The organism is Streptomyces sp. NPDC046900, assembly GCF_040644975.1.
In the GTDB taxonomy this organism is placed as follows: Bacteria; Actinomycetota; Actinomycetes; order Streptomycetales; family Streptomycetaceae; genus Streptomyces.
Genome location: NZ_JBEYXD010000006.1, coordinates 167,668 through 188,154, shown reverse-complemented (window position 1 = coordinate 188,154; position 20,487 = coordinate 167,668). Strand labels below are relative to the sequence as shown.

General features: G+C 70.4%; 24 protein-coding genes and 1 pseudogene. 14 read left to right on the top strand and 11 right to left on the bottom strand.

Annotated features, from left to right (window positions below; all coding sequences use genetic code 11):
* The first annotated feature begins 98 nt into the window (after window positions 1–98).
* From ABZ904_RS09155 to ABZ904_RS09145, 3 genes are all read left to right on the top strand, one after another.
* Window positions 99–770, top strand: a complete 672-nt coding sequence (locus tag ABZ904_RS09155; RefSeq protein ID WP_360997399.1) for a hypothetical protein — start codon at window positions 99–101, stop codon at window positions 768–770.
* 549 nt (window positions 771–1,319) lie between these two features.
* Window positions 1,320–1,970, top strand: coding sequence for a DUF4360 domain-containing protein (locus ABZ904_RS09150; RefSeq protein WP_360997397.1), 651 nt, complete (start codon window positions 1,320–1,322; stop codon window positions 1,968–1,970).
* Between the two features lie 295 nt (window positions 1,971–2,265).
* Entirely contained in the window at window positions 2,266–2,781 is a 516-nt protein-coding gene (locus ABZ904_RS09145) for a YceI family protein (RefSeq protein WP_360997395.1), read from the top strand.
* A gap of 149 nt (window positions 2,782–2,930) precedes the next feature.
* On the opposite strand, the gene ABZ904_RS09140 is transcribed toward ABZ904_RS09145, so the two are convergent.
* A complete protein-coding gene (locus tag ABZ904_RS09140) occupies window positions 2,931–3,398 on the bottom strand; it encodes a peroxiredoxin (protein ID WP_360997393.1) in 468 nt (155 codons plus the stop codon).
* Complete coding sequence (locus ABZ904_RS09135; RefSeq protein ID WP_360997391.1) at window positions 3,395–3,775, bottom strand: hypothetical protein; 381 nt, start codon at window positions 3,773–3,775, stop codon at window positions 3,395–3,397. Before ABZ904_RS09135 ends, ABZ904_RS09140 begins: the two co-directional genes overlap by 4 nt.
* A 355-nt stretch (window positions 3,776–4,130) precedes the next feature.
* On the opposite strand from ABZ904_RS09135, the gene ABZ904_RS09130 reads away from it, so the two are divergent.
* Window positions 4,131–4,949 carry an SAM-dependent methyltransferase gene (locus tag ABZ904_RS09130; RefSeq protein WP_360997389.1) on the top strand — a complete coding sequence of 273 codons (819 nt, stop codon included), beginning with the start codon at window positions 4,131–4,133 and terminating at the stop codon, window positions 4,947–4,949.
* A gap of 54 nt (window positions 4,950–5,003) precedes the next feature.
* Here the strand turns inward: ABZ904_RS09130 and ABZ904_RS09125 are convergent, their stop codons facing one another.
* On the bottom strand, window positions 5,004–5,924 hold the full coding sequence (locus ABZ904_RS09125; RefSeq protein WP_360997386.1) for a helix-turn-helix transcriptional regulator: 921 nt from the start codon (window positions 5,922–5,924) through the stop codon (window positions 5,004–5,006).
* A gap of 98 nt (window positions 5,925–6,022) precedes the next feature.
* Window positions 6,023–6,253 (bottom strand): DUF397 domain-containing protein, encoded by a 231-nt coding sequence (locus tag ABZ904_RS09120; RefSeq protein WP_360997384.1) that lies wholly within the window; start codon window positions 6,251–6,253, stop codon window positions 6,023–6,025.
* Between the two features lie 348 nt (window positions 6,254–6,601).
* Here ABZ904_RS09120 and ABZ904_RS09115 point away from each other — a divergent pair, with 348 nt between their 5' ends.
* The 8 genes and pseudogenes from ABZ904_RS09115 (at window position 6,602) to ABZ904_RS09080 (ending at window position 12,477) form a co-directional block, all read left to right on the top strand.
* Window positions 6,602–7,075, top strand: coding sequence for a hypothetical protein (locus ABZ904_RS09115; RefSeq protein WP_359392593.1), 474 nt, complete (start codon window positions 6,602–6,604; stop codon window positions 7,073–7,075).
* Window positions 7,076–7,211: 136 nt separating this feature from the next.
* Complete coding sequence (locus ABZ904_RS09110; protein ID WP_360997382.1) at window positions 7,212–8,876, top strand: PP2C family protein-serine/threonine phosphatase; 1,665 nt, start codon at window positions 7,212–7,214, stop codon at window positions 8,874–8,876.
* A gap of 11 nt (window positions 8,877–8,887) precedes the next feature.
* Window positions 8,888–9,982: pseudogene (locus ABZ904_RS09105) on the top strand (cobalamin-dependent protein).
* On the top strand, window positions 9,979–10,365 hold the full coding sequence (locus ABZ904_RS09100) for an STAS domain-containing protein (RefSeq protein WP_360997380.1): 387 nt from the start codon (window positions 9,979–9,981) through the stop codon (window positions 10,363–10,365). Before ABZ904_RS09105 ends, ABZ904_RS09100 begins: the two are co-directional and overlap by 4 nt.
* Window positions 10,366–10,449: 84 nt before the next feature.
* Window positions 10,450–10,815, top strand: coding sequence for a PRC-barrel domain containing protein (locus ABZ904_RS09095; protein ID WP_359392600.1), 366 nt, complete (start codon window positions 10,450–10,452; stop codon window positions 10,813–10,815).
* Between the two features lie 368 nt (window positions 10,816–11,183).
* On the top strand, window positions 11,184–11,558 hold the full coding sequence (locus ABZ904_RS09090) for an STAS domain-containing protein (RefSeq protein WP_360997378.1): 375 nt from the start codon (window positions 11,184–11,186) through the stop codon (window positions 11,556–11,558).
* 17 nt (window positions 11,559–11,575) lie between these two features.
* The gene (locus ABZ904_RS09085) at window positions 11,576–12,079 is read left to right on the top strand and encodes an ATP-binding protein (RefSeq protein WP_360997375.1); all 504 of its coding nucleotides are present in this window, start codon (window positions 11,576–11,578) and stop codon (window positions 12,077–12,079) included.
* Window positions 12,080–12,231: 152 nt separating this feature from the next.
* Window positions 12,232–12,477: a hypothetical protein gene (locus tag ABZ904_RS09080; protein ID WP_360997373.1), complete on the top strand. Its 246-nt coding sequence runs from the start codon at window positions 12,232–12,234 to the stop codon at window positions 12,475–12,477.
* 15 nt (window positions 12,478–12,492) lie between these two features.
* Here ABZ904_RS09080 and ABZ904_RS09075 read toward each other — a convergent pair whose 3' ends face one another.
* On the bottom strand, window positions 12,493–12,927 hold the full coding sequence (locus tag ABZ904_RS09075; protein WP_359392608.1) for an ATP-binding protein: 435 nt from the start codon (window positions 12,925–12,927) through the stop codon (window positions 12,493–12,495).
* 303 nt (window positions 12,928–13,230) lie between these two features.
* Here ABZ904_RS09075 and ABZ904_RS09070 point away from each other — a divergent pair, with 303 nt between their 5' ends.
* Window positions 13,231–13,701, top strand: a complete 471-nt coding sequence (locus tag ABZ904_RS09070) for a MarR family transcriptional regulator (protein WP_360997371.1) — start codon at window positions 13,231–13,233, stop codon at window positions 13,699–13,701.
* 50 nt (window positions 13,702–13,751) lie between these two features.
* Here ABZ904_RS09070 and ABZ904_RS09065 read toward each other — a convergent pair whose 3' ends face one another.
* The 6 genes from ABZ904_RS09065 to ABZ904_RS09040 all read right to left on the bottom strand — a co-directional run bounded on the left by ABZ904_RS09065 (window position 13,752) and on the right by ABZ904_RS09040 (window position 19,708).
* Window positions 13,752–15,509, bottom strand: a complete 1,758-nt coding sequence (locus ABZ904_RS09065) for a SpoIIE family protein phosphatase (protein WP_360997369.1) — start codon at window positions 15,507–15,509, stop codon at window positions 13,752–13,754.
* Window positions 15,506–16,576: an ATP-binding SpoIIE family protein phosphatase gene (locus ABZ904_RS09060; protein ID WP_359392614.1), complete on the bottom strand. Its 1,071-nt coding sequence runs from the start codon at window positions 16,574–16,576 to the stop codon at window positions 15,506–15,508. The genes ABZ904_RS09065 and ABZ904_RS09060 overlap by 4 nt, the downstream gene beginning before the upstream one ends.
* Window positions 16,576–16,968, bottom strand: coding sequence for an anti-sigma regulatory factor (locus ABZ904_RS09055; RefSeq protein WP_360997436.1), 393 nt, complete (start codon window positions 16,966–16,968; stop codon window positions 16,576–16,578). The genes ABZ904_RS09060 and ABZ904_RS09055 overlap by 1 nt, the downstream gene beginning before the upstream one ends.
* A gap of 47 nt (window positions 16,969–17,015) precedes the next feature.
* On the bottom strand, window positions 17,016–17,435 hold the full coding sequence (locus tag ABZ904_RS09050) for an STAS domain-containing protein (RefSeq protein ID WP_359392616.1): 420 nt from the start codon (window positions 17,433–17,435) through the stop codon (window positions 17,016–17,018).
* Complete coding sequence (locus ABZ904_RS09045; RefSeq protein WP_359392619.1) at window positions 17,432–18,331, bottom strand: STAS domain-containing protein; 900 nt, start codon at window positions 18,329–18,331, stop codon at window positions 17,432–17,434. Before ABZ904_RS09045 ends, ABZ904_RS09050 begins: the two co-directional genes overlap by 4 nt.
* A gap of 210 nt (window positions 18,332–18,541) precedes the next feature.
* Window positions 18,542–19,708 carry a PP2C family protein-serine/threonine phosphatase gene (locus tag ABZ904_RS09040; protein ID WP_360997365.1) on the bottom strand — a complete coding sequence of 389 codons (1,167 nt, stop codon included), beginning with the start codon at window positions 19,706–19,708 and terminating at the stop codon, window positions 18,542–18,544.
* Between the two features lie 198 nt (window positions 19,709–19,906).
* Here ABZ904_RS09040 and ABZ904_RS09035 point away from each other — a divergent pair, with 198 nt between their 5' ends.
* Window positions 19,907–20,338: a MarR family transcriptional regulator gene (locus tag ABZ904_RS09035; protein WP_359392621.1), complete on the top strand. Its 432-nt coding sequence runs from the start codon at window positions 19,907–19,909 to the stop codon at window positions 20,336–20,338.
* Window positions 20,339–20,487: the final 149 nt, after the last annotated feature.

Below are 20,487 nucleotides of genomic sequence, written 5' to 3'. Positions count from 1 at the left end.
GGGGCCGGTCCCTCCGCCGCTCCGCCCGCCGGGCGTGCCTCGCACCCCCGGGCCCGGGGGAGCACCGTCCGACGACATCACTGACGCAGGAGACCCATGTGAACCAGCATCGCAAACCCCGAACACACTCCGTACTCACCCAACGCGCCGTCCGCGTGGGGCTGTTCGCCGCCGGAGCGGCCGGTCTCGCGACCGCCGTGCCCGCACAGGCGGTGACAGGGGCGGCGCACTCGGCGGTCGCTCTCGACCAGACGTACAGCCGTGCCGACTTCATTCATCACAGGGACGTCAGGGACTCGTTCACGGTGCGCCAGTTCGGCACAACGCGAATCGGGACCGTGCGGAACCAGGCGACCGCCCTCGGAGTGGGCTGCTCGGTCGACGACCGCTGCCGTTCGGTCGCGTTGTCGTTCCAGATCGTCACGATGGCCGGGAAGCACACGCAGCTGAACGCGATCAACCGTGGCGACGCGATCAACCAGTACTGCAACGGATGCCAGACCCTCGCGGGCGCCTACCAGTTCGTCGTGTCCACGCCCCGCCCCTTCATGCTGGACAAGGCGACCCAGGGGCGGCTGGCGGACATCCACAGGCGACTTGACGCCCTGACGCGTTCGACGCTTTCCGCCGCCGACCTCAGGGCGAAGGCGGACTCGCTGGCGGCGGAGGTGAATGCGGTGCTCCGCGACGCGGTGGCGAAGGCCCCCAAGGGCCCGGAGCGGCCGAATGTCACCCTCCACCGGCACCTGGACGGCTGGCCCTCCCACTGACCGGGCCGGCCTGGGCCCGCCGTCCCGAAGGGTGTGGGACGGCGGGCCCTCATCTGTGCGCCGGGCGATCAGGCAGGGCGAAGACTACGGCGCCGGAAGAGCTGCTGAGGGTGCGGCCGTGCGGGCTGCGCCCGTCGTCCGTCGTCGTGCGCCGGCCGGACGGATCGCGCCGGGCAGGCCGTAGGTGTGCGCGTCGGCCGAGGAGCCGGGCGTGGTACGGCGGTGGGGCTTGACGTCCCGCTAGGGGGTGGGGCGGGGCCGTGAGCCGGTTCGAGCCGCCTGTCCCGGCGCGGTCGCGGGGATTGGCCGGAGATGGTCGTACCGGACGTGCGCGGCAGTGCGTACGATTCCGTCGCCCCCGGAATTCACAGCTCCTTCACAGTCTGGGGGAGATGTGCATGTGTTGTTTTGGCATGCCCATGATGTATCGCCAGATATCTGATCCAACGCACTGGTCAGCGACGGTCCCCCGCATGCCGGTGGGGCCGCACCCCCCAACACACGACGGCGCTCGCCGTCGGGTACACCGATGCAACGGATGGGAGAACCATGGCTGGTGGACTGCTCCTGGGCGGCGCGATAGCGGCGCTCCTGACCACCGCACTGCCCGCGCACGACCCCTCCTCCGGGATCGTCGACCCGCCCCCGGACAAGATCGCCATCAAGATCGCCACGGTGAACGGATCCGGCTGCCCGAAGGGCACCGCCGCGGTCGCCGTCTCGCCCGACAACACCGCTTTCACAGTCACCTACAGCGACTACCTCGCCCAGGTGGGAGGCAACTCCGACCCCATCGCGTTCCGCAAGAACTGTCAGCTCAACCTCATCGTCCACGTGCCGCAGGGCTTCACGTACGCGATCGCCAGCGCGGACTACCGCGGCTTCGCCTCCCTTCAGCCCGGCGCCAGCAGTTCGGAGAAGGCCTCGTACTACTTCCAGGGATCGTCGAGCACGGCGGCGATCACCCACCCCTTCGGCGGCCCGTACAACGACAACTGGCAGTCGACGGACGTCACCGACTGGGCCCAGCTGGTGTGGGCGCCCTGCGGCGTGCAGCGGAACTTCAACATCAACACCGAACTCCGTGTCAACGCGGGCACATCGGCCCCCGGCAGTACGAGCTTCATGACCATGGACTCGACGGACGGTGACATCAGCACCGTCTACCACCTGGCCTGGAAGGAGTGCCCCAAGTCCTGAGGCACCCGCCCGCGCGCCGTCACCGGCCCCCTCGGGACCGGTGACGGAACGGCGGGCCGGCCCGGCCTCTGGCAGCCGGGCCCGACGGAGTTCTCACCGCGCCCGTCGAGTGGTGGCAGCGGCTCAGCATGGACCGCCACCCTCCCAGCCGCGCCCGGCGGGCGCCTCCCGCGCCGAGAGCCGTTCAATTTTGGACGAGCAGTTGTCCAAAATTGAAGGACGGGCTAGCGTGAGGTTATCCAAAATTGGATGACATAGTCGTCGCCCGTGCACCCCTCTTCTCTGGAGAACATTCATGACCGTCGCCGTCGAGACCGGACAGTGGCAACTCGACCGGACCGCCTCCACCGTCGCCGTACGGCACAAGACGATGTGGGGACTGGTCACGGTCAAGGGCTCCTTCACCTCCGTGAACGGCCAGGGAGAGGTGAAGCCCGACGGCAGCGTCCAGGGCACCATCGCTGTGGACGCCGCCTCCCTCGACACCAAGCACGCCAAGCGCGACCAGCACCTGCGCTCGGCGGACTTCTTCGACGCCGAGCACCACCCCGAGATCACCTTCGCGGTACGCGGGGCGGAGTCGCGTGCGGGAGACTCCGCGCAGATCGCGGGTGAGTTGACCGTGCGAGGGGTCAGCCGTCCGCAGTCCTTCACAGCGCGTGTCGCTCACGCCGACGCGAACACGGTCACGCTCGAGGCGGAGTTCACGGTGGACCGCACGGATTTCGGTCTGGTCTGGAATCAACTGGGCATGTTGCGCGGTCTGACCACCGTCGACGCGAGCCTGCGTTTCGCGCGGGTCACGGCGTGACCCGCGCCATCGGGAGCGTGCCGGGGTCAAGACCGGGTGTCAGCTCTGTCCGGGGAGTCGGGGGCTGAGTACGGCGAAGGGCCCGGACCGCTCGTCTCCATGCGGTCCGGGCCCCTCGGCACGATCACGGCGGGTCGACCCGCCGTGCGTCACTTCTTACGGGCGCGCAGGGCGGCCAGCGCCCGGTCGGCGTGTGCGCTCATCCGCAGTTCGCTGCGTACCACCTCGAGCACCGTGCGGTCCTGGTCGATGACGAAGGTGACGCGCTTGGTGGGGGCGACCGAGAATCCGCGCTTGACCCCGAACATCTCCCGGACCCTTCCGTCCTCGTCCGACAGCAGCGGGAAGCCGAGCGTGTGGCGTCCGGCGAACTCCTGCTGCCGTTCGACCGAGTCCCCGCTGATGCCGACCGGCCGCGCGCCGACGGCCGCGAACTCGGCGGCCAGGTCCCGGAAGTGGCATGCCTCCGCAGTGCAGCCCCGGCTGAGGGCGGCGGGGTAGAAGAACAGCACGACGGGCCCCTCGGCAAGGAGTTCGGACAGTCGCCGCCCGGTGCCGGACTCGTCCGGCAGCACGAAGTCCTCGACCTCGGTGCCTACCTCGATATGCTCGGTCATGCCGTGGCCTCCGTGTTCTTGGCGATGCCGCGGGCCCACAGGACGAGAGGCACCTGCAGCGGAAGCCTCGCCAGCGCCGCGGCCCTGAGCGGTGTGGGACGGTCCCGCCAGTCGACGGCCATCTGCACATTGGCCGGGAACACTCCCACGAAGAACGCGGCGGCCGCCCGAGCGGCGGCACGACGCGTACGGGGCAGCGCCAGCCCGGCGGCGAGCGCGAGTTCGACGGCGCCGCTCGTGTAGGTCCACGCCCGGGCCGGCCCCGGCAGGGCGCGGGGGACGATCGCGTCGAACTGCTGTGTCAGGACGAAATGACCGGCACCCGCGGTGGCCAACAGGCCCGCGAGCAGCAGGGGTGAGCGTTCCGACCGGGACACGGTTCCTCCTTAGGGGCCTGCGGGCAGATATTACTGGACGGTAGAACGGGCCCGGACTGAACCGGCGCATGAGCGAAGGTGCACGGCGCGTCCGGACGGCGGTGCGGTCGGGTGCGCGGGCGCGCCTGATCAAGTCCGTGGACGAGCAACCGAGTTGGCGCCGCGATGGTTCATGGCGGCCGCGAAGTGGGGTGCAAAGGACGAGGCATGACGATCCGTCGGTTTCAGATCATGCCGCGTGGGCGGCCGGATCGCATGTCCTCCGTTCGGGGACTGGCAGCGGCAAACTCCGGTTCCCTAGGATGAAGTGCCCGCCGAGCCGGTTCCGACGGCGCGGCCCGGATCTGGGGGAACGATGCAGTCTGGCAGGCAGTTGTCCACGTCCATCGACGCCACGGTGCCGACGGCCGCCCGAATGTACGACCACTACCTGGGCGGCAAGGACAACTACGCCGCCGACCGGGCAGCCTGCGAGGAGCTCGACAAGGTCGTGCCCAGCACGCGGGCGCTCGCACTGAACAACCGGCGGTTCCTGCAGCGGGTCGTGCGCACGCTGGCGCAGGAGCACGGCATCCGGCAGTTCCTCGACCACGGATCCGGCCTGCCCACTCAGGACAACATCCACCAGGTCGCACAGCGCATCGACCCCACCACCCACGTGGTGTACGTGGACAACGACCCGATGGTTCTGGTGCACGGCCGGGCCCTGCTCGAGGAGGACAAGCGCACCGCCGTCATCCATTCGGACATGCGGGACTCGGAGACGATCTTCTCCCACCCGGAGACCCAGCGCCTGATCGACTTCTCGAAGCCGGTGGCCGTGCTGTTCAACTCGGTGATGCACTGCATTCCGGACAACGAGACGGACGGACCGTCGGCCGTGGTCCGTCGTGTCTCCGAACACCTCGTGCCCGGCAGTTTCATGGTGATGTGTCAGCTGGTCAGCGAGGACCCCGAGGTGCGTGACTTCGTCACCGGGTTCATGGACCAGGCCACCCAGGGCCACTGGGGACGCGTACGTGAGGAGAAGGACGTCGCGGGCTGGTTCGAGGGACTGGACATCCTGGAACCGGGTCTGGTGGAGGTGTCCACCTGGCGGCCCGACTCCGAGGTGGCTCCCCGTCAGCTCACCCAGGAGTGGATCGAGTTCGGCGGGGTCGGGCGCCTCCGCTGACACTGTCGGGCGGTCACCCACGGCCGCCCTGCCACAAGCCCGGCCCGGCTCACCTCATCGCTCGGAGTAGCGCTCCTTCAGCGTTCTCTGTACCAGGGCCAACGACTCACGGGGGTCAAGGGCTTCGTCGGCGAGCCGGTCGAGCGCCACCCGGTATTCCTCCGTCTCGTCGCGGTCCTCGAGGAAGTTGGCGCTTCTGATGTGCTCCAGATAGACGATGTCCGGCAGATCCAGGCCGCCGAAGCGCAGATAGGTGACGGGGATCGCCGGAGCCGACGCGTTCGTCACATCCAGAGGCACGATCTGCAGGGTGACATGAGAGCGCTCAGCCATCTCGGCGAGATACTCGAGCTGCTCTCGCATCACCTCGGGGCCGCCCAGTATCCGCATCAGGACCGACTCGTCGAGGATCGCCCAGAGTTGAGGGGCGTCCGGACGCAGCAACAGCTGTCCCCGCCGCATCCGCAGCTCGACCCTGCGCTCCACCTCGGCGGACGATGCGGTCGGCAGCCCGCGCTCCACCACGGCGCGCGTGTACGCCGCGGTCTGCAACAGGCCGGGCACGTACTGGATCTCGAACGTACGGATGGCGGCGGCCGCCTCCTGCAACCCGACCAGGCGGTCGAACCACTCGGGCATCAGCCGCTTGTCGTAGCGCTGCCACCAGCCGGGCTCACCGGCGCGCAGCAGCAGTCTGACGAGCACCGAGGCCTCGTAGTCGTCGGCGTCGTACAGCTGCAGCAGCGCGCGCACATCGGCTTCCGTAGGCGGCTTGCGGCCCTTGCCTGCCTCGATGCGCGACAGCTTCGCGGGGCTGAATCCGAGCGCCCGCGCGGCTTGTTCCTGGGAGACGCTCGCGTCCTCGCGCATACCGGCCAACTGCACTCCCACCAGCATCTTCAGGAGTGTCGGAGCGGGTTCCGTCCGGTCGAGATACGGTTCGAGGCGGGAGAGGCGGTGTGACTCGGCGGACATCCTGACTCCCAGCTGGCCGACAGACGACAGGTCTGCATTATCGCACTCCGCCGGGTTTCCCCGCATGTGCCGGCAGCACAGCTTCGAATGTGACGGGGTCACACCAGGTGGTCGAACTCCCCGTCCTTCGCGCCGGCCAGGAAGGCCGCCACCTCGGCGGGCGTGTACACGAGCGCCGGCCCGTCGGGGTCGCGCGAGTTCCGCAACGCGACCGCCCCGTCGGCCAGGGCGGCCACCTCGACGCAGTTGCCCTCGGCGTTGCTGTGCCGGCTCTTGATCCAGCGGGCGTCCAAAGCACTCGCCCGCACTCCGTTTGGCACTGAAGGCACCACTGTCTCCTTGCTGACGTTTCACCACGGGCCGGCGGCACGGAGGAGAGGACCGTGCGACAGGGGCCCCCTGGTCTCCTACCCATCATGCAATTTCCCATGCAATTGCATGATGGCGCCGACTGCGTGGATAATAGCGGGGGCGTCAATCCCAGTGCTGACGCCGCATGCTGACGTCACATCAAGGAGACGCCGTGTCATCACTACTGCGCAATGAGTGCCGGGTCCCTTTCCGGGCTGGCCGCTCCCTGATCGGGGCTGGCCGCCTTCGGGTCGCGACGCCATGAGTGCCGCTGTGCCGCAGCGGACGACCGGGGCTTGGCCACAGACTGTTTGTGGGGAGCGGAAATGACCACACCACTCAGCGAATTGGGGCATGTGCCCTGGAGCGCCATCAAGGATTCCAGCGGTTCGGCGGAGGACATCCCGGTTCTGCTCCAGGACCTCGCCTGGGGTGACGAGCCCACCGCCAAGGAGGCACTCGGCGGCCTGCGGGAACGAATCTGCCAGTACGGTTTCGTGGTCGACCAGGCCACGGCCGCCACGGTCCCCTTCCTGTGGGAGCTGGCCAGGCTTCCGCAGGTGACGTGCCGGGTGCAGATCGTCCGGCTGCTCAAGAGCATCGCCGACGCCCGCCAGTGGGAGAGTACGGCCTCGGCCTATCCCAAGCTTCTCAACTACCACCACAACTACGTGGGTTGGGAGCGGGAGGCCCGCAAGGCCGTGCGCGCCGAGCGCGGTGCCCTGTGTGAGCTGCTCGAGGAACCTGATATCGAACTCGTCGAAGCGGCGGCCGAACTGGCGTCCACGCTGGCGGCCTGAGTCGAAGGCGCGTTCACCGCGGGGCCCGATGGGTGCTTGCCAGATGGCCGCAGGGCGCGAGATGGTTGCCGTGCGGCAATGATTGCTGTGCAGCACCAGTCAGAAAGGGACGGGCCCGTACGCGCGCCCATGGTCAGTGGACACTTCTCGGCAGTCCTCCCTCGACACCCATCACGTCGTCCTCGGCGCGGGATGGGGAGCCGCCCCCTGCCCGGTCGTCGTCGCCGACACACGCGGCTGCGTGGTGGAACTGAACGCTGTCGCCGCGCCCTTGTTTCCCGGGGCGGTACGCGGCTCACTTCTGCGGGACGTCGTACCCGCCTGGCTCTCCGAGGCGCACACCGATTTCGCCTCGCCCGCCGCCGCTGGGCCGGTGACGGACGGCGCGGCGATCCGCGGACACGTCGGCGAGCGCTCGTTCGAAGCTCACCCCGCATCGTCCGGTGACGACCTCGTGGTGTGGTGGCTGGTGGACGACACCGACCGCCGGCTCGCCGAGCAGGCGCTCAAGAACGAGCGTGAACGCACCGCCTTCCTCGCCCGGGCCTCCAGCACCCTGCTGGCTTCGTTGCATGTCGAGACGTGTATGGAAGCCACCGCGCGGCTGGCCGTGGAGCACCTCGCCGACGCGGCCGTGACCGTCGCCGCGAGCCGGGGCCGGGGCTACCCCGTCACCTCCTGCGGCCCCGGGGGCGAGGTCAGACACGAGACGGTACGAACGGATCCGGAGGACGTGCCGGGACTGGGCGAAGCCCTGCGCGGGTTTCCGCCCGTGCCCTCCCGCTGGATAGATCCCGCCACGCTGCCGGACTGGGCGGTGCCCGCGGACTTCGCCGGGCCTGTCGGCTCCGTGGTGGTGTCGCCGCTGCCAGGGCACGGTGTACCCGCCGGGGCACTCATCCTTCTGCGGTCCGAGGACCGGACGACGTTCAGCGAGAACGAGGAGGTCTTCGCCCGGCTCTTCGCGGCCCGGGCCGGGGCCGCCATCTCCGCCGCGCGGATGTACGCCGACCAGGCGGCGATCACCACGACGTTGATGCGCGATCTGCTGCCGCCGCGACTGCACACCGTGCACGGCGTCGAGTTCGCGGGCGGCTACCGGCCCTACAGCCAGGACGAACGCGTGGGCGGCGACTTCTACGACGTCCACCCCGGCGCCGGCGCGGAGGACGAGTCGCTGGTCATCCTCGGCGACGTCTGCGGCAAGGGACTCGAGGCCGCCGTACTCACCGGAAAGATCCGCAACACGCTGCAGGCCCTGCTTCCCCTGGCCGCCGACCACCAGAAGGTCCTCGGCCTGCTCAACGGGGCCCTGATCAACTCGCACCACACACGGTTCGCCACGCTCGCGCTGGCCTCGGTGACCCGCCGGGGCGGCACCGTGCGGATGCGCGTCACGAGTGCGGGACATCCCGCCCCTCTCGTCGTCAGGGCGGACGGACTCGTCGAGGAGGTGGACAGCCGCGGCACCCTGGTCGGCGTCTTCGACGACATCACCTCGACCACCGCACACCTCGAACTCGCGCCCGGCGAGACCTGCCTGCTGTTCACCGACGGCATCATCGAAGCCAGGGGAGGACCCTGGCAGGACGAGCTGTTCGGCCTGGACCGCCTGAAGCCGGCCCTGGCCGAGTGCGCCGGGATGCCGGCGGAAGCGGTGGTGGAGCATGTGCAGATGCTGGCCGCACAGTGGGTCGGCCGGGCCCGGCACGACGACATGGCCGTGGTCGCCGTGACCGCCCCGCACCACGCACACCTCAGCGCGGTCGACGGCCACACCCGTGGGAGGTACACCGCGTGAGCACCGCCCCCATCCAGCCGACCGCTGCGGACGAACCGGACGTGGTGCGCGACCGGTTGTGGCACGCCGTCCGCCAGGGCGACGAATACGGCGCCTGCGACGTGCTCCTCGCCGCACTCGAGGACGGCCTCGACCTGGAGGGCGCCCTGCTGGACCTGATCGCGCCGGTGCAGGCCAGGGTCGGGACGGAGTGGGCCGCCGGGCAGTTGAGCGTCGCGCAGGAGCACGCGGCCACCGCAGTCCACGACCGTGTCATCGCCGCGCTGGCCCACCGCCTCGAGCACCGGGTCGAGCAACGCGCCCGGCCGCGCGTCATGGTGACGTGCGTGGACGGGGAATGGCACGCCCTTCCCGCCCGGCTGCTGGCGGAGGTACTGCGGCTTCGGGGCTGGAAGGTCGACTTCCTCGGTGCCCATGTGCCGACCGCCCACCTGATGAGCCATCTGCACCGGACGGGCCCGCACGTCGTCGCCTTGTCCGCCTAGCTCCCGACCCACCTGCCCACCGCGCACGCCGCGGTCACCGCGGTCCAGGCCACCTCGGTGCCCGTCATCGTCGGAGGCGCGGCCTTCGGTCCCGACGGGGAGTACGCGCGGGCGCTGGGCGCCGACGGCTGGGCAAGGGACGCGCGCGAGGCCGCCGCGATACTCGAGAGCGGCTTGCGGAAGCCCGATCCGCTCGCCGCCCGCCAGCCCGCCGACGATCTGCCTCACCTGGCCGACCAGGAGTACACACTGGTCGTTCGCGGCCGGGTCGACCTGATGACGGACACGCTGACGGACCTGGAGGACCGGTTTCCGCCCATGCGCACCTACAGCGACCGGCAGCGGCAGCACACCGCGGAGGACATCGGCCATATCGTCGATCACCTCGCGGCGGCTCTGTACGTGGACGACGCCGAGCTGTTCGTCGGGTTCATCCGCTGGACCGCGGACATCCTCACGGCGCGCGAGGTGCCTGCCCACTCCCTGACGCTGCCGCTGGCGTTCCTCACCACCAGGCTGCGGGACTTCCCGCGGGCCCGTCATTTCCTCGGCCTGGCACAGGACGCCGTGCCGGCCCGACCGGCAACAGCGAACGTCCCCGGCCCCGGAAAGCTCAGATGACGATCTCTCGGACGCCTTCCCTCACACTGACGGTCGAGAGCGGGTCCAGCGCGGTCGTGGTACGCGTCGCCGGAGACCTCGACTACGAGTCGTACGACGAACTGGTGAACGCCGTCGGGCGGCAACTGGCCGGGTGGCCTGCGGGCGAGGGGACCGGAGGACCCGAACTGCACCTGAACTTCGGACGATTGGGCGACATCGACTCGATGGGGCTCTCGGCCCTGCTGATGATTCGCCGCCTCACGGACACGGCCGGCGTCGGTGTCCGCCTGGACGAGCGTCCTCCCACGCTCCAGCGACTGCTGGAGGTCACGGGAACACTCGAACACCTCACCGCACCCCGTGAACAGGGCCGGGCCGGCGAAGGGCCGGGAGCGGGCTGACACGGGAGTCCGAGGGCCGCCGCTCGAATGGCCGCCGAGGACAAGGGTATTCGCAGCTCCAGACCCACCGAGGAAGGGAGCTTCGTGACCATCGAGAGACCGTGGATCTACGAACCGGGAAGCGGACACACCGAAGGACAGGACCTGACGGGCTTCACCGTGGAGGCCACGGACGGAGTCGTCGGACATGTCGACCGGGAGTCCGACGGCCCGGCCATGCGGCATCTGATCGTCGACACCGGGGTGTGGGTCTTCGGCAAGAGCGTGCTGATCCCCGCGGGCGTCGTCACCGGGATCGACACCCAGGCGCGGCAGGTGACGCTGTCGTGCTCCAAGGACGAGGTGAAGGCGGCACCTCTTTTCCGTACCGACCGCGAAACGCTCGACCCCGAATATCTGGCCAGGGTCGACGACTACTACCGCGGTCTGCCGCCGAGGCATGCCGAGTGACCGCACCCGGCCACCCCCCACGACGCCGTGCCGCCGGGCACGGAGTCGCTCTTATGGGCGACCGCCGCGCCGTGGCACTCATGGCTCGGATGCGGCCGGGTAGCCGAGTAACGATGAACGAACAAGACCACGCCACAACGAAGCTCGCCCGCAGGGCAGCCGTTCGCCGGCCTCCCGGCGGGCGGCGTCCGCAGACCGAGAGCCGACGCCCCGACGGCAGGGGATCCGCCCGAGAACGACGCCGTGGGACTGCGTACGGCCGCGCCCGCCGTTCCCGGCTCCGGTACCCGGGGGGTATCGGGACAGGACGAGAACGCCGGGCCGCCATGGCCCTCGGGACGACAGGGGACTCCAGGGAGCGCACACCGATGTCCGAGGATCCGCAGAACGTCACCGTGACCCATGATCCGGCCGCCGGCACACGGGTGGTCCGGGTCAGCGGCGACATCGACCACGAGAACTCGCCGCGGCTGGCGGACGCGCTGCGTGTCCCGGACCGGGCGCCCGTCTCCCGTACGGTGGTCGATCTGTCCTGTCTGCGTTTCGCCGACTCGTCCGTCCTGCACGTACTGCTCCAGGCCCAGCGGGCGCACCTGGCGCGCGGCGCGCTGATGGTGGTGGCGGGCCCGCTCAGTGACACCGTCCGCAGGCTGTTCGACGTCACCGGCACCGCCGGGTACTTCATCCGCACCGATGACGTCCACGCCGCGCTGGACCTGCCCGCCCGGCCGGGCGGGCGATGATACCGGCCGAGCCTCCCGTGCACGGCACACATCCGCAGGCGATGCACGAGGGCGAGGAGAAGAACGGCCTGAGCGCGCCCGCGTGCTCCCACCACGCGTATACGGCCGACTGCGCGGGTCGGGCTCCGAAGGTGCCGCTGATGCCCGGGGTCACGAGTGCCGCGTCGGCGCGCGCGCATGTGCTGGCGGTCGTGGGGGAGACGCCGACCCTCGGCCCGAGCGAGGAAGCCGTCACCGACCTGATGCTCGTCACATCGGAGTTGGTGTCCAACGCCATCCGCCACGGCGGCGGCCTCGTGGCCTTCGAGGCGACCCCCACACGCGAGGGCGTCCGGCTCGCCGTGCACGACCGCAGTGCGGAGTACCCGTCAGCCGCTTTCGGCTCCGGCGCGCTTCCCTCGGGACACGGTGGCGTCGGCGGGTACGGATGGCCGTTGATCATCAGGCTGGCGCGAGACGTCCGGATCGAGCGGTGCACGGGCGGTGGCAAGGTCGTGAGCGTGCTGGTGCCGCTCGTCTGAGCGGCCCGCCCGAGACCTGAGCGGTCATGAGCGCCGATCCGGCGCTCTCGTGCGCAGGATGAGGGATATCCGCCGAACGAGACGGGGATTTCGGCGTTTCCCCGGGCGATCTGCGGCAACGCGGATCGGGAAGGCCCGTGGAGGGAGCCCCCGTGATCATTGCAGCTCTGCTCATCCCGGTGTCCATGCTGTGCCTGGTGCTGGCTCTCGGACGGTACGAGGAACGGATGCTCGGTCCGGGCAGCACACCGGAACCCAAGGGCGCGCGGCATGCCCGCACTCTGCGCGCGGTGCCCGATCCCTTTCCCGACGCCGGTCCGCAGGTCCCGACCGGGACTGTCGCGGAGCAGACCGGCCGCACCACGCCGGGTGACCCCGGGGTGCGGCGGGCCGCATGACGACGGTGCCGCCTCCTACCAGGGGAGGAAGACGTGCACGTCCTTGCCGCCGGGCCGGACGACGACACTCACCTGGTCGCACAGCGTGTGCACGAGGTGCCAGCCGATGCCGCCGGGGCGGCCCGGGCGGAAGGGACGCGGCTTGGGAGGCGTCGTGTTCGTGTCGTGCATCGTCACATGGACCCCGTCGTACGTCTGTCGCATGTGCAGGGTGAAGGGGCCGGGAGCGTACTGGACGCAGTTGGCCGCGAGTTCGTCGACCACCAGCAGGATGTCGTTCCAGTGCTCCGGACTCGTCGGAGGCGAGGCCTGCGCCAGCCGGCGCAGAAACTCCTCGGCGGACAGTCGTGCCTCCGTCACGTCGTGCAGTCCGCCCTCGTACTCGCGGGTGAGGTTCTCGACCGTCTCGAACGGCCAGGCCTTGTCGTCCCAACGCGGCTCGGTTGCCATGCCGTCCTTCCCCCGGCCGGCACTCCGGCCGGCAGGCTGTCGTCGTTCGTCGCGCTCTTGCCCGGCCCCCTCTATGACGGTTGCCAGAAAGACGGCGGCTACGCCTGCGGGACGACCGAAAGGTTGGCCCGTTGGTCCCGATATGTTCAGATTCGGTGCACGGTGCAGAGATCCCGTCAAGAAGGCCTGGGTCGGCCGTGTACTCCGGGGAGCCCGGGGTAGGGGCGCCGAACGGATCGACTGTGTCGGTCCGAGTCGGAGCACGGGGCAGGCGGGGAAAGCGTAGTGGGAGTTGACCGTGAGGTGCCGGAGGCAGAAGAAGGGGCGGGCGGCAGCCATACGGCGCGGGCCCGGCAGGTCGCGGACGCGGTGGAGAGACTGGTGGGGTTGTGGACCTCGGCAGCAGAGGCGGTCACACCGCGTCTGTCCCGGCACCAGCTGAACGCGCTCATGGCCGTCCGGCACCATGCGGAGCTCAATCTCACGGCGCTGGCCGAGACGCTCGGCATCGCGTTGCCCGCGGCCAGCAGGCTCTGTGATCGGCTGGAGGCGGCGGGGCTGCTGGAGCGGGTGATCCATCCCAGAAACCGGCGGGAGCTGCAGCTGCGGGTGACCTCACAGGGACAAAGGGTGCTCGCCGAGGTCGCCGACCGCAGATCCATCAGCCTCGCCGCCGTGTTCGCCGCTATGACGCCCGCCGCGCGCACCTCCCTGGAGCAGGGCCTGCAGGCCTTCCATGAGGCGTACGACGCGCGAGGGGACTGGAACGCCTAGCGGTCCTCCAGCCGGTACGGAGTCGGCGGACGGCCGGGGGCGCCGCGCCTTCAGGGGCGTCCCGCCCGGGTCGGCACCGCCACGTTCCCCGACTCGCTGTTGACGTGGCACAGCAGGAGACACACGTCGTCGTCGCGTTCGGAGTCCCGCAGCATCGGGTCGAGCACCCGGTCGGCGGCGCGTTCCAGATCGCCGTCCAGATCCGGCACGGTGAGCCCGGCCATCGCCACCGTGAGGCGCTCGATGCCCGGGTCGATGCCCTGGGCCCGGCGCTCCACCAGGCCGTCCGTGTACAGGGCGAGGGTGGACCCGGGCGGCAGCGGGGCGGTGTGGTCCTCGATGTCCTGCTGCAGCGGAATGCCGAGCATGGCACCCGGCTTGGCGTCGAGGGCGTGCACCGTGCCGTCGGGTGTGCGAAGCACCGGGGGCGGATGCCCGGCGGCGGCCCAGGTCAGCACCTGCTCACCGGGGCGGAAACGGGCGATGACTGCGGTCGCGTACAGATCCGGCTGCAGATGGTGCAGGAACAGGTGCAGGCGGGTGAGGAGCCGGCCCGGGCTGCCGCCGTCCACGGCGTACGCGCGCAGAGCCGTGCGCAACTGGCTCATCATCACCGCCGCGCGCAGTCCATGTCCGGTGACGTCGCCGATGACGGTGATCAGGCTCCCGTCGGGCTGGCGGAAGGCGTCGTACCAGTCACCGCCGACGTTGAGACCGTGGGTCGCCGGGAGATAGCGGGCGGCCAGCCGGAGCCCCCGGGTGCTGGGCAGGTCGGTGAGCAGTGCACGCTGCAGCGTCTCGGCGATGTCGCGGTTGTGTTCGAAGCGCTGGGCGTTGTCGATCGCGATGCCGGTCCTGCGGGCCAGTTCGAGCAGCATCACGGCGTCGTCCGGCTCCCACCGGCCGCCGGGCGGCGTGAGGATGAGCACGCCCAGCGTCGACCTGCGGGCGGACAGGGGAATGCAGAGGAGGGGGACGCGGGGGTGGAGGGCGGAGGGAGGCCGGTCATCGACTCCGCGCAGTCCGCCGGGGTGGTCGGCCGCGTACTGCGGGCGGCCGGTACGCGCGGCGACAACCGCCGCGGCGGGACGCGGGGCATGACCGTGCTCCTCGTCGCCGAGCAGCCATACGTCGACGGTTCGCGCGTATCTCGGGGTCAGCAGCCCGGGAAGCAGCCGCACGATCTCCCCGTGGTTGAGGGACGCCGTCAGCGCCGCGCTGGCGTCGGCGAGGAACGTGAGCCGGCGGCGCGCCACCTCCGCCTCGGTACGGGCCGCCCGCTCCGCGGCGAACAGCTCCTGCTGGGCCGCACCGGCGGCGTCCAGCTCGGCGTGCAGGGCGAGGACGCCCTGGTTGGTCTGGTGCAGTTCCTCCCGGTGGAAGGCGACCAGAGCCTCCTGCTCCGTCAGGGCGTCCAGGATGCCCGCCGTGTCGTCGTCCGCGCTGAACAGCGCCTCGGCGAGGGCACCGGGGTCGGCCTGCACCACGGCCGTGTTCCGGCGGCCGTCCCGCTCCGCGGCCGGAACCGTGGCCCGCCACGTGGCGTCGACGCCGGGGCCGTCGTCGGTGCCCGGCCGCAGGCTGATCCGCAGCTGCGGCTGCTCTCCGTGCTTCGAGGGCGGAGCGGACCGCAGAGTGAGCCGCCAGGAGCCGCCCTTGGTGAGGCACTGGCGCAGCTGGGCGGTGAGCGCGCTGACCAGACGGGTGCGGTCGAGGACGGACACACCGTGCTCGGCCGCGATCCGGGCGACGGCGATCCGCGCCCGGGCGGCATCGACGACGGTGCTGAACTGCCAGGAGTGGGTCATGGTTCACGATCCGACGGTGTGGGCGACAGCACGGTCACCGTGGTGTCGTCGCGGACGGGCCGGGCGGAACTGCTGGCGTCACGCACGATCAGGGCTGCCGTCACCCCCGGGTCCAGGGCCGTGGTGGACACGTCCGGACGAAGGGACCACCGGCTCGGCAAGCCGTCGCTGTGCAGGACCAGGAGGCAGTCCGGGGACCAGGCGAGGCGCTGGTGGGGGATGTGTGCCGGTCGGTGGGCGCCCACTATGCCGGGATGCGACAGCAGGTGCTGCCAGCTGTCGCCGCGGCGGAACCGGGCCCCGACGTTGCCGATGCCGGAGAACTCCAGACGGCCCGCGGCGATGTCGAGTTGGGCGGCGGCGACGGCCGCGCCCCGGGTGGCGCGCAGCGTGCCGTGCAGCACCTCGAGCAGTTCCGGCGGCGTCAGATGGGCGCTCAGGCGTAGTTCCCGGACGGCGGCGTCGGAGGCCTCGGCGGCGGCGGGTCCGTGCCCCAGCCCGTCGGCGAGAAGCACGGTGACCCGGTCACCGGACCACACACAGGCCCAGGCATCGCCCGAAGTGCCCGCCACCAGCGGGATGTTGACTCCTCCCGTCCGTACCGGCGCCTGGCCGCGCCGGCCCTGTGGGCTCGTCCGGGGCTTGGGTGAAGGCGCTATCCGGGCCAGGGCGACGGTGCCGCGTCCGGGCGAACTGTGCAGGTCGAAGTCGTCCGCGAGACGCAGGCAGGTACCGAGGCCCGCGCCCAGCGACGCCGTGGTGGAGAATCCGTCGCCCAGCGCGGCCGAGAGGTCGGGAATGCCCGGGCCGTGGTCGATCGCGACGATCTGCAGCACGGGCCGGGCTGCGGACGCGCCGGGTTCGGGATCCGAGTCCACGGTCTCGATGAGGATCTGCCCGCCGCCTGCGTGCTTGAGCAGATTGGTGGCCAGCTCGGTGGCGACGAGCTCCGCCGCAGCGGCCCGGTCCGGGTGGAACCCGGCCTGGCCGCAGGCCTCTTTCGCCGCCACCCGGGCGTCACGGACCCGGGTCGGGTCGTGCACGGGTACGTCCCGGATGCGGGCCATCACGCCTCCTCGCGGGGACGGGGCGTCGCGGCGGTCCAGCAGACGACGGTGACGGACGTGCCACCGCCGGGACGGGTGTCGATCGAGAACTCCTGGACCAGCCGCCGGGCGCCGCCCAGCCCGAGTCCCAGACCGCCGCCCGAGGTGTAGCCGTCGGTCAGCGCCCGTTCGACATCGGCGATACCGGGTCCTTCGTCGCTGAAGGTCAGCCGCAGACCGCGGGCCCGGCCGGTGTCCAGGAAGACGGACTCGACGCGTCCACCGCCGCCGTGGATGAGCGTGTTGCGTGCGAGCTCGCTGGCGGCGGTGATCAGTTTGGTCTGCTCCACCAGGCCGAAGCCGAGCTCGGCGGCCGCCTGCCGCACATGCTGCCGTACCCATGCCAGATCCATGTCCGAGCGGATGGGCAGGGATGCGGCGACGCGGCCCGATGTCTCCGTCACGCGTTCTCCTGGCGTCCTGGACCGTGGGACAGGGGAGTGGACGCCCGGGTCAGCATCCGCAGGGCTTCGTCGGCGTCGAGCGCGGTGCGCAGTCCGGGGAGGGTGAGGCCGAGTTCGACCAGGGTGATGGCGACCGCGGGACGCATACCGGCCACGACGGTGTCCGCGGCGAGCAGCCTGGCGTTCGCGGCGATCTCGGAGAAGACGCGGCCGAGGAAGGAGTCGACGATCTCGACACCGGAGACGTCGATGACGACGGCGGCGGCCGAACTGCGCGCTATGGCATCGCCGATGTCCTGCTGGAGCTGTTCCGCGGCCTTGTCGTGCAGTTCGCCGTGGAGCGTGACGAGCAGCACGTCGCCGAGCTTGAGGACGGGGACGTGGGGGCCCACCGGTCCGTCGAAGCCGCCGTTCATCGCGGGCCTCCTCCGTCGGCCGCGCGGTCGACGATCACGGCGCCCTGCTGGTGGAGGGCGTAGGCCAGGGCGTCGGCGAGGCTGGCGCGGGTGAGGACCGAGCCGAGGTCGATCCCCAGGTGCACGATGGTCTGGGCGATCGCCGGCCGGATGCCCGAGACGATGCACTCCGCGCCCATCAGGCGCGCCGCCGCGACGGTCTTCATCAGGTGCTGGGCCACCAGCGAGTCGACGGTCGGAACCCCGGTGATGTCCAGGATCGCGAACCGGGCCTGCTGGGCGACGACGGCGTCGAGCAGGCTCTCCATCACCACCTGGCTGCGGGCGCTGTCCAGGGTGCCGATGAGCGGGACGGCGACGATGCCGTTCCACAGTTTGATGACGGGCGTGGCCACTTCGAGCAGTTGCAGGCGCTGACGCTCGATGATCTCCTCACCCGAGCTGAGGACCGTCTCCATGACGGCCAGTCGCAGGGTGCCCAGCAGCACCGTGAGCGTGGTCACATGCGGTCCGGACGTCTCGCCGTCGGACCCGGCCAGGTCGGCGATCAGCAGATCGGTGATCGAGGGGCGCAGAGCCGCCACCTCGTCGGCGATCCGGGCGGGCGTGGCACCGGCACGCGCCCGCGAGGCCGCCATCCGCATGAGCTGCTCGCGCACCCCCGTGAAGCCAGGTGCCCGCAGATCCTCGCTCCGCCCGGAGGCGGCCACCGCGGCCAGTGCCTCCACCAGGGCGCCGGCGGCCTCCACCGCCTCGTCGCGGGAGACCGTGAACACCGTCCGGAACAGTGGCTCGTCGGCCCAGCGCTGCGAGATCTGCTCTCGGCGGCGCTGGAGGAAGTCCCCGATGACCCGTTCCGACGTTCCTCGGTTCGCTGCCGACTCCTGGTCCGTCACTCTGTCTCCTTTGTGCGTCTGCTCCCCCGGCTGCCAGGGAGCCTCCTCGGAGAGCGCGGTTCATTGTCGCGCGACAACTGTAGTCATCGGACACAGCGCTTGACACCCATGACTGTCCGGAAGATCGTCCAACGAACGAGGGACCTCACCGGCGGTCGTTGTTCACACGGCCTGGGACCGTACGGCGCGGAGCCGGGCGCCACGACGACCCTACGGGGCGCCCTGCCGCCCGAACCAGTCCAGACACACGACGAGTGCGTCGTCCTGCGTGTCAGGGCCGCCGCGATAAGTCGACAGCTCCCTCAGTACGGCGCGCGGCACATCCGAGGCAGGCAGCAGCCTGGTGGCGGCTATGGCCTTGGCCAGCGCCTTCTCGCCGTACGTCTCGCCTCCCGGTGCGATGGCCCCGTAGACCCCGTCGCTGACGAAGACGAGCCGGTCGCCCGGTTCGACCTGGATCTCCTGGGCCACGTAGTCGGTCTCCTCGAACATCCCGAGAGGCAACTGGGCGTCGACGTCGACCGCTTCGACGCTTCTGCCGCGCAGCCGGAACATCTGCGGCGAGCCGGCGTCGACGACCTTCACACGGCCGGTGGACACCTCGAAGTCGAGCAGGAGCACGGACAAGTACGAGGCGCCCCGGTAGTGGGCGTAGACCGCCTGGTCCGCGAGGGCTGCCTGGTCCTCGATGTTGATTCCGGCGCGTCGCGCATTGCGCAGCGCGTTGATCCCCAGGTTGGTCAGCAGTGAGGCCTCGATGCCCTCGCCCATGCCGTTGGTGATGTACAGCATCAGCCGGTCGGGGCCCGCGGACCAGTCGAAGTTGTCTCCGAAGATCGCGTATGCGGGCTCGAGTTGGGCGCCGAGCGCGTACTCGGGCCGGGAGCACGAGCGGCCGGGCAGCAGCTGCCACTGCATCTCGGCCGCGAGTGTCAGCCGGTCCAGCCGCCTGGCCTGCAGGTAGATGTCGGTGTCCCGCTCCGCCACGAGCACTTCGTGGCCCAGTACATCGGCGATGTCGGTGAGCTCGGGCAGCATCGTTGCCGCGGTCTCGGACGGCAGCGTGACACTCAGCACACCGAGCCGGTCCCCGCGGACGGTCACCGGCAAATAGACCCGGACCAGGTCGCCGGTCTCCTCGACGACGGGGTCCTGCGCCCCGAAGGCACGGCCGGCCGTGCTGTCGTGCATCGGCAGGGGGTCGGAGCAGTGGGGATGCACGGAGACGCGCTGCAGGACGGTGAGTCCGTAGTCGGCCATGAGGAGTTCCACGGACTCGGCCGCGTACTGACTGCGCAGCGCTTCCCGGAGTGCGTCCACCAACCGGTGGGGAGCCGCGTTCCGGAGCGCCCTCTCGGTTGCGACGAATCTGTTCACGATGTCGGATACGCCATTCTTCCGTTAGTACGATTCCGGACCCATGCCCTGGAGGGGTCGTGCACCCGTGCGCCGGTGTCCGTATCTATCGTTATCTGTGAGCTGTGGGCCCAGCAGGCCGACAGCAGCCGAGAAGTCTGGGAGAGTGAGACAGTGACTTCCTCCAGCCCGCGCCCGGAGCCGAGCGAGGTGGCGCGTGTGACCTCAGAGGCGGCCGAGCTGCTGGAAATCCTGTGGGGACGGGCTTCGACAGCCCCGGTTTCCGCCTCCCAGCTGCGCGTTCTCTTCATTCTGGAACACAACGAGGGCATCAACCTGCGGACACTCGCCGACGCTCTCGGGTCGACCCCGCCGTCCACGAGCAGACTCTGCGACCGGCTGCAGGCCGTCGGATACGTGGAGCGTGCGGCCAGCTCGATCAGCAGGCGCGAGCTGCGCCTGTACCTCAGCCGTCGCGGCAGGACCTTCCTGGCCGAGCTGCGGTCACGGCGCGAGCGGGCCCTGGAGTCCGTGCTGGCCCAGATGCCCGCGGCCAAGCGGACGGCGCTGCTGCAGGGCCTCGAGGCCTTCTGTGCCGCAGCGGCGGCGGAGCTCCACGAGGCCGACGGGTCCGACGCCCGCACGGCGTGAGGCGGGGCAGGACAACTGATCCGCACGAGGGCACCCGGCGCGTGCCACGGTCGGTCGGCGCGCGCAGCCGGCTCCGCCCACCGCAACATTCCAGTTCCCTCCGTGCTTTCGATGCCCCCACACTTTGTTGCCTGATGGCTACAGTTGTC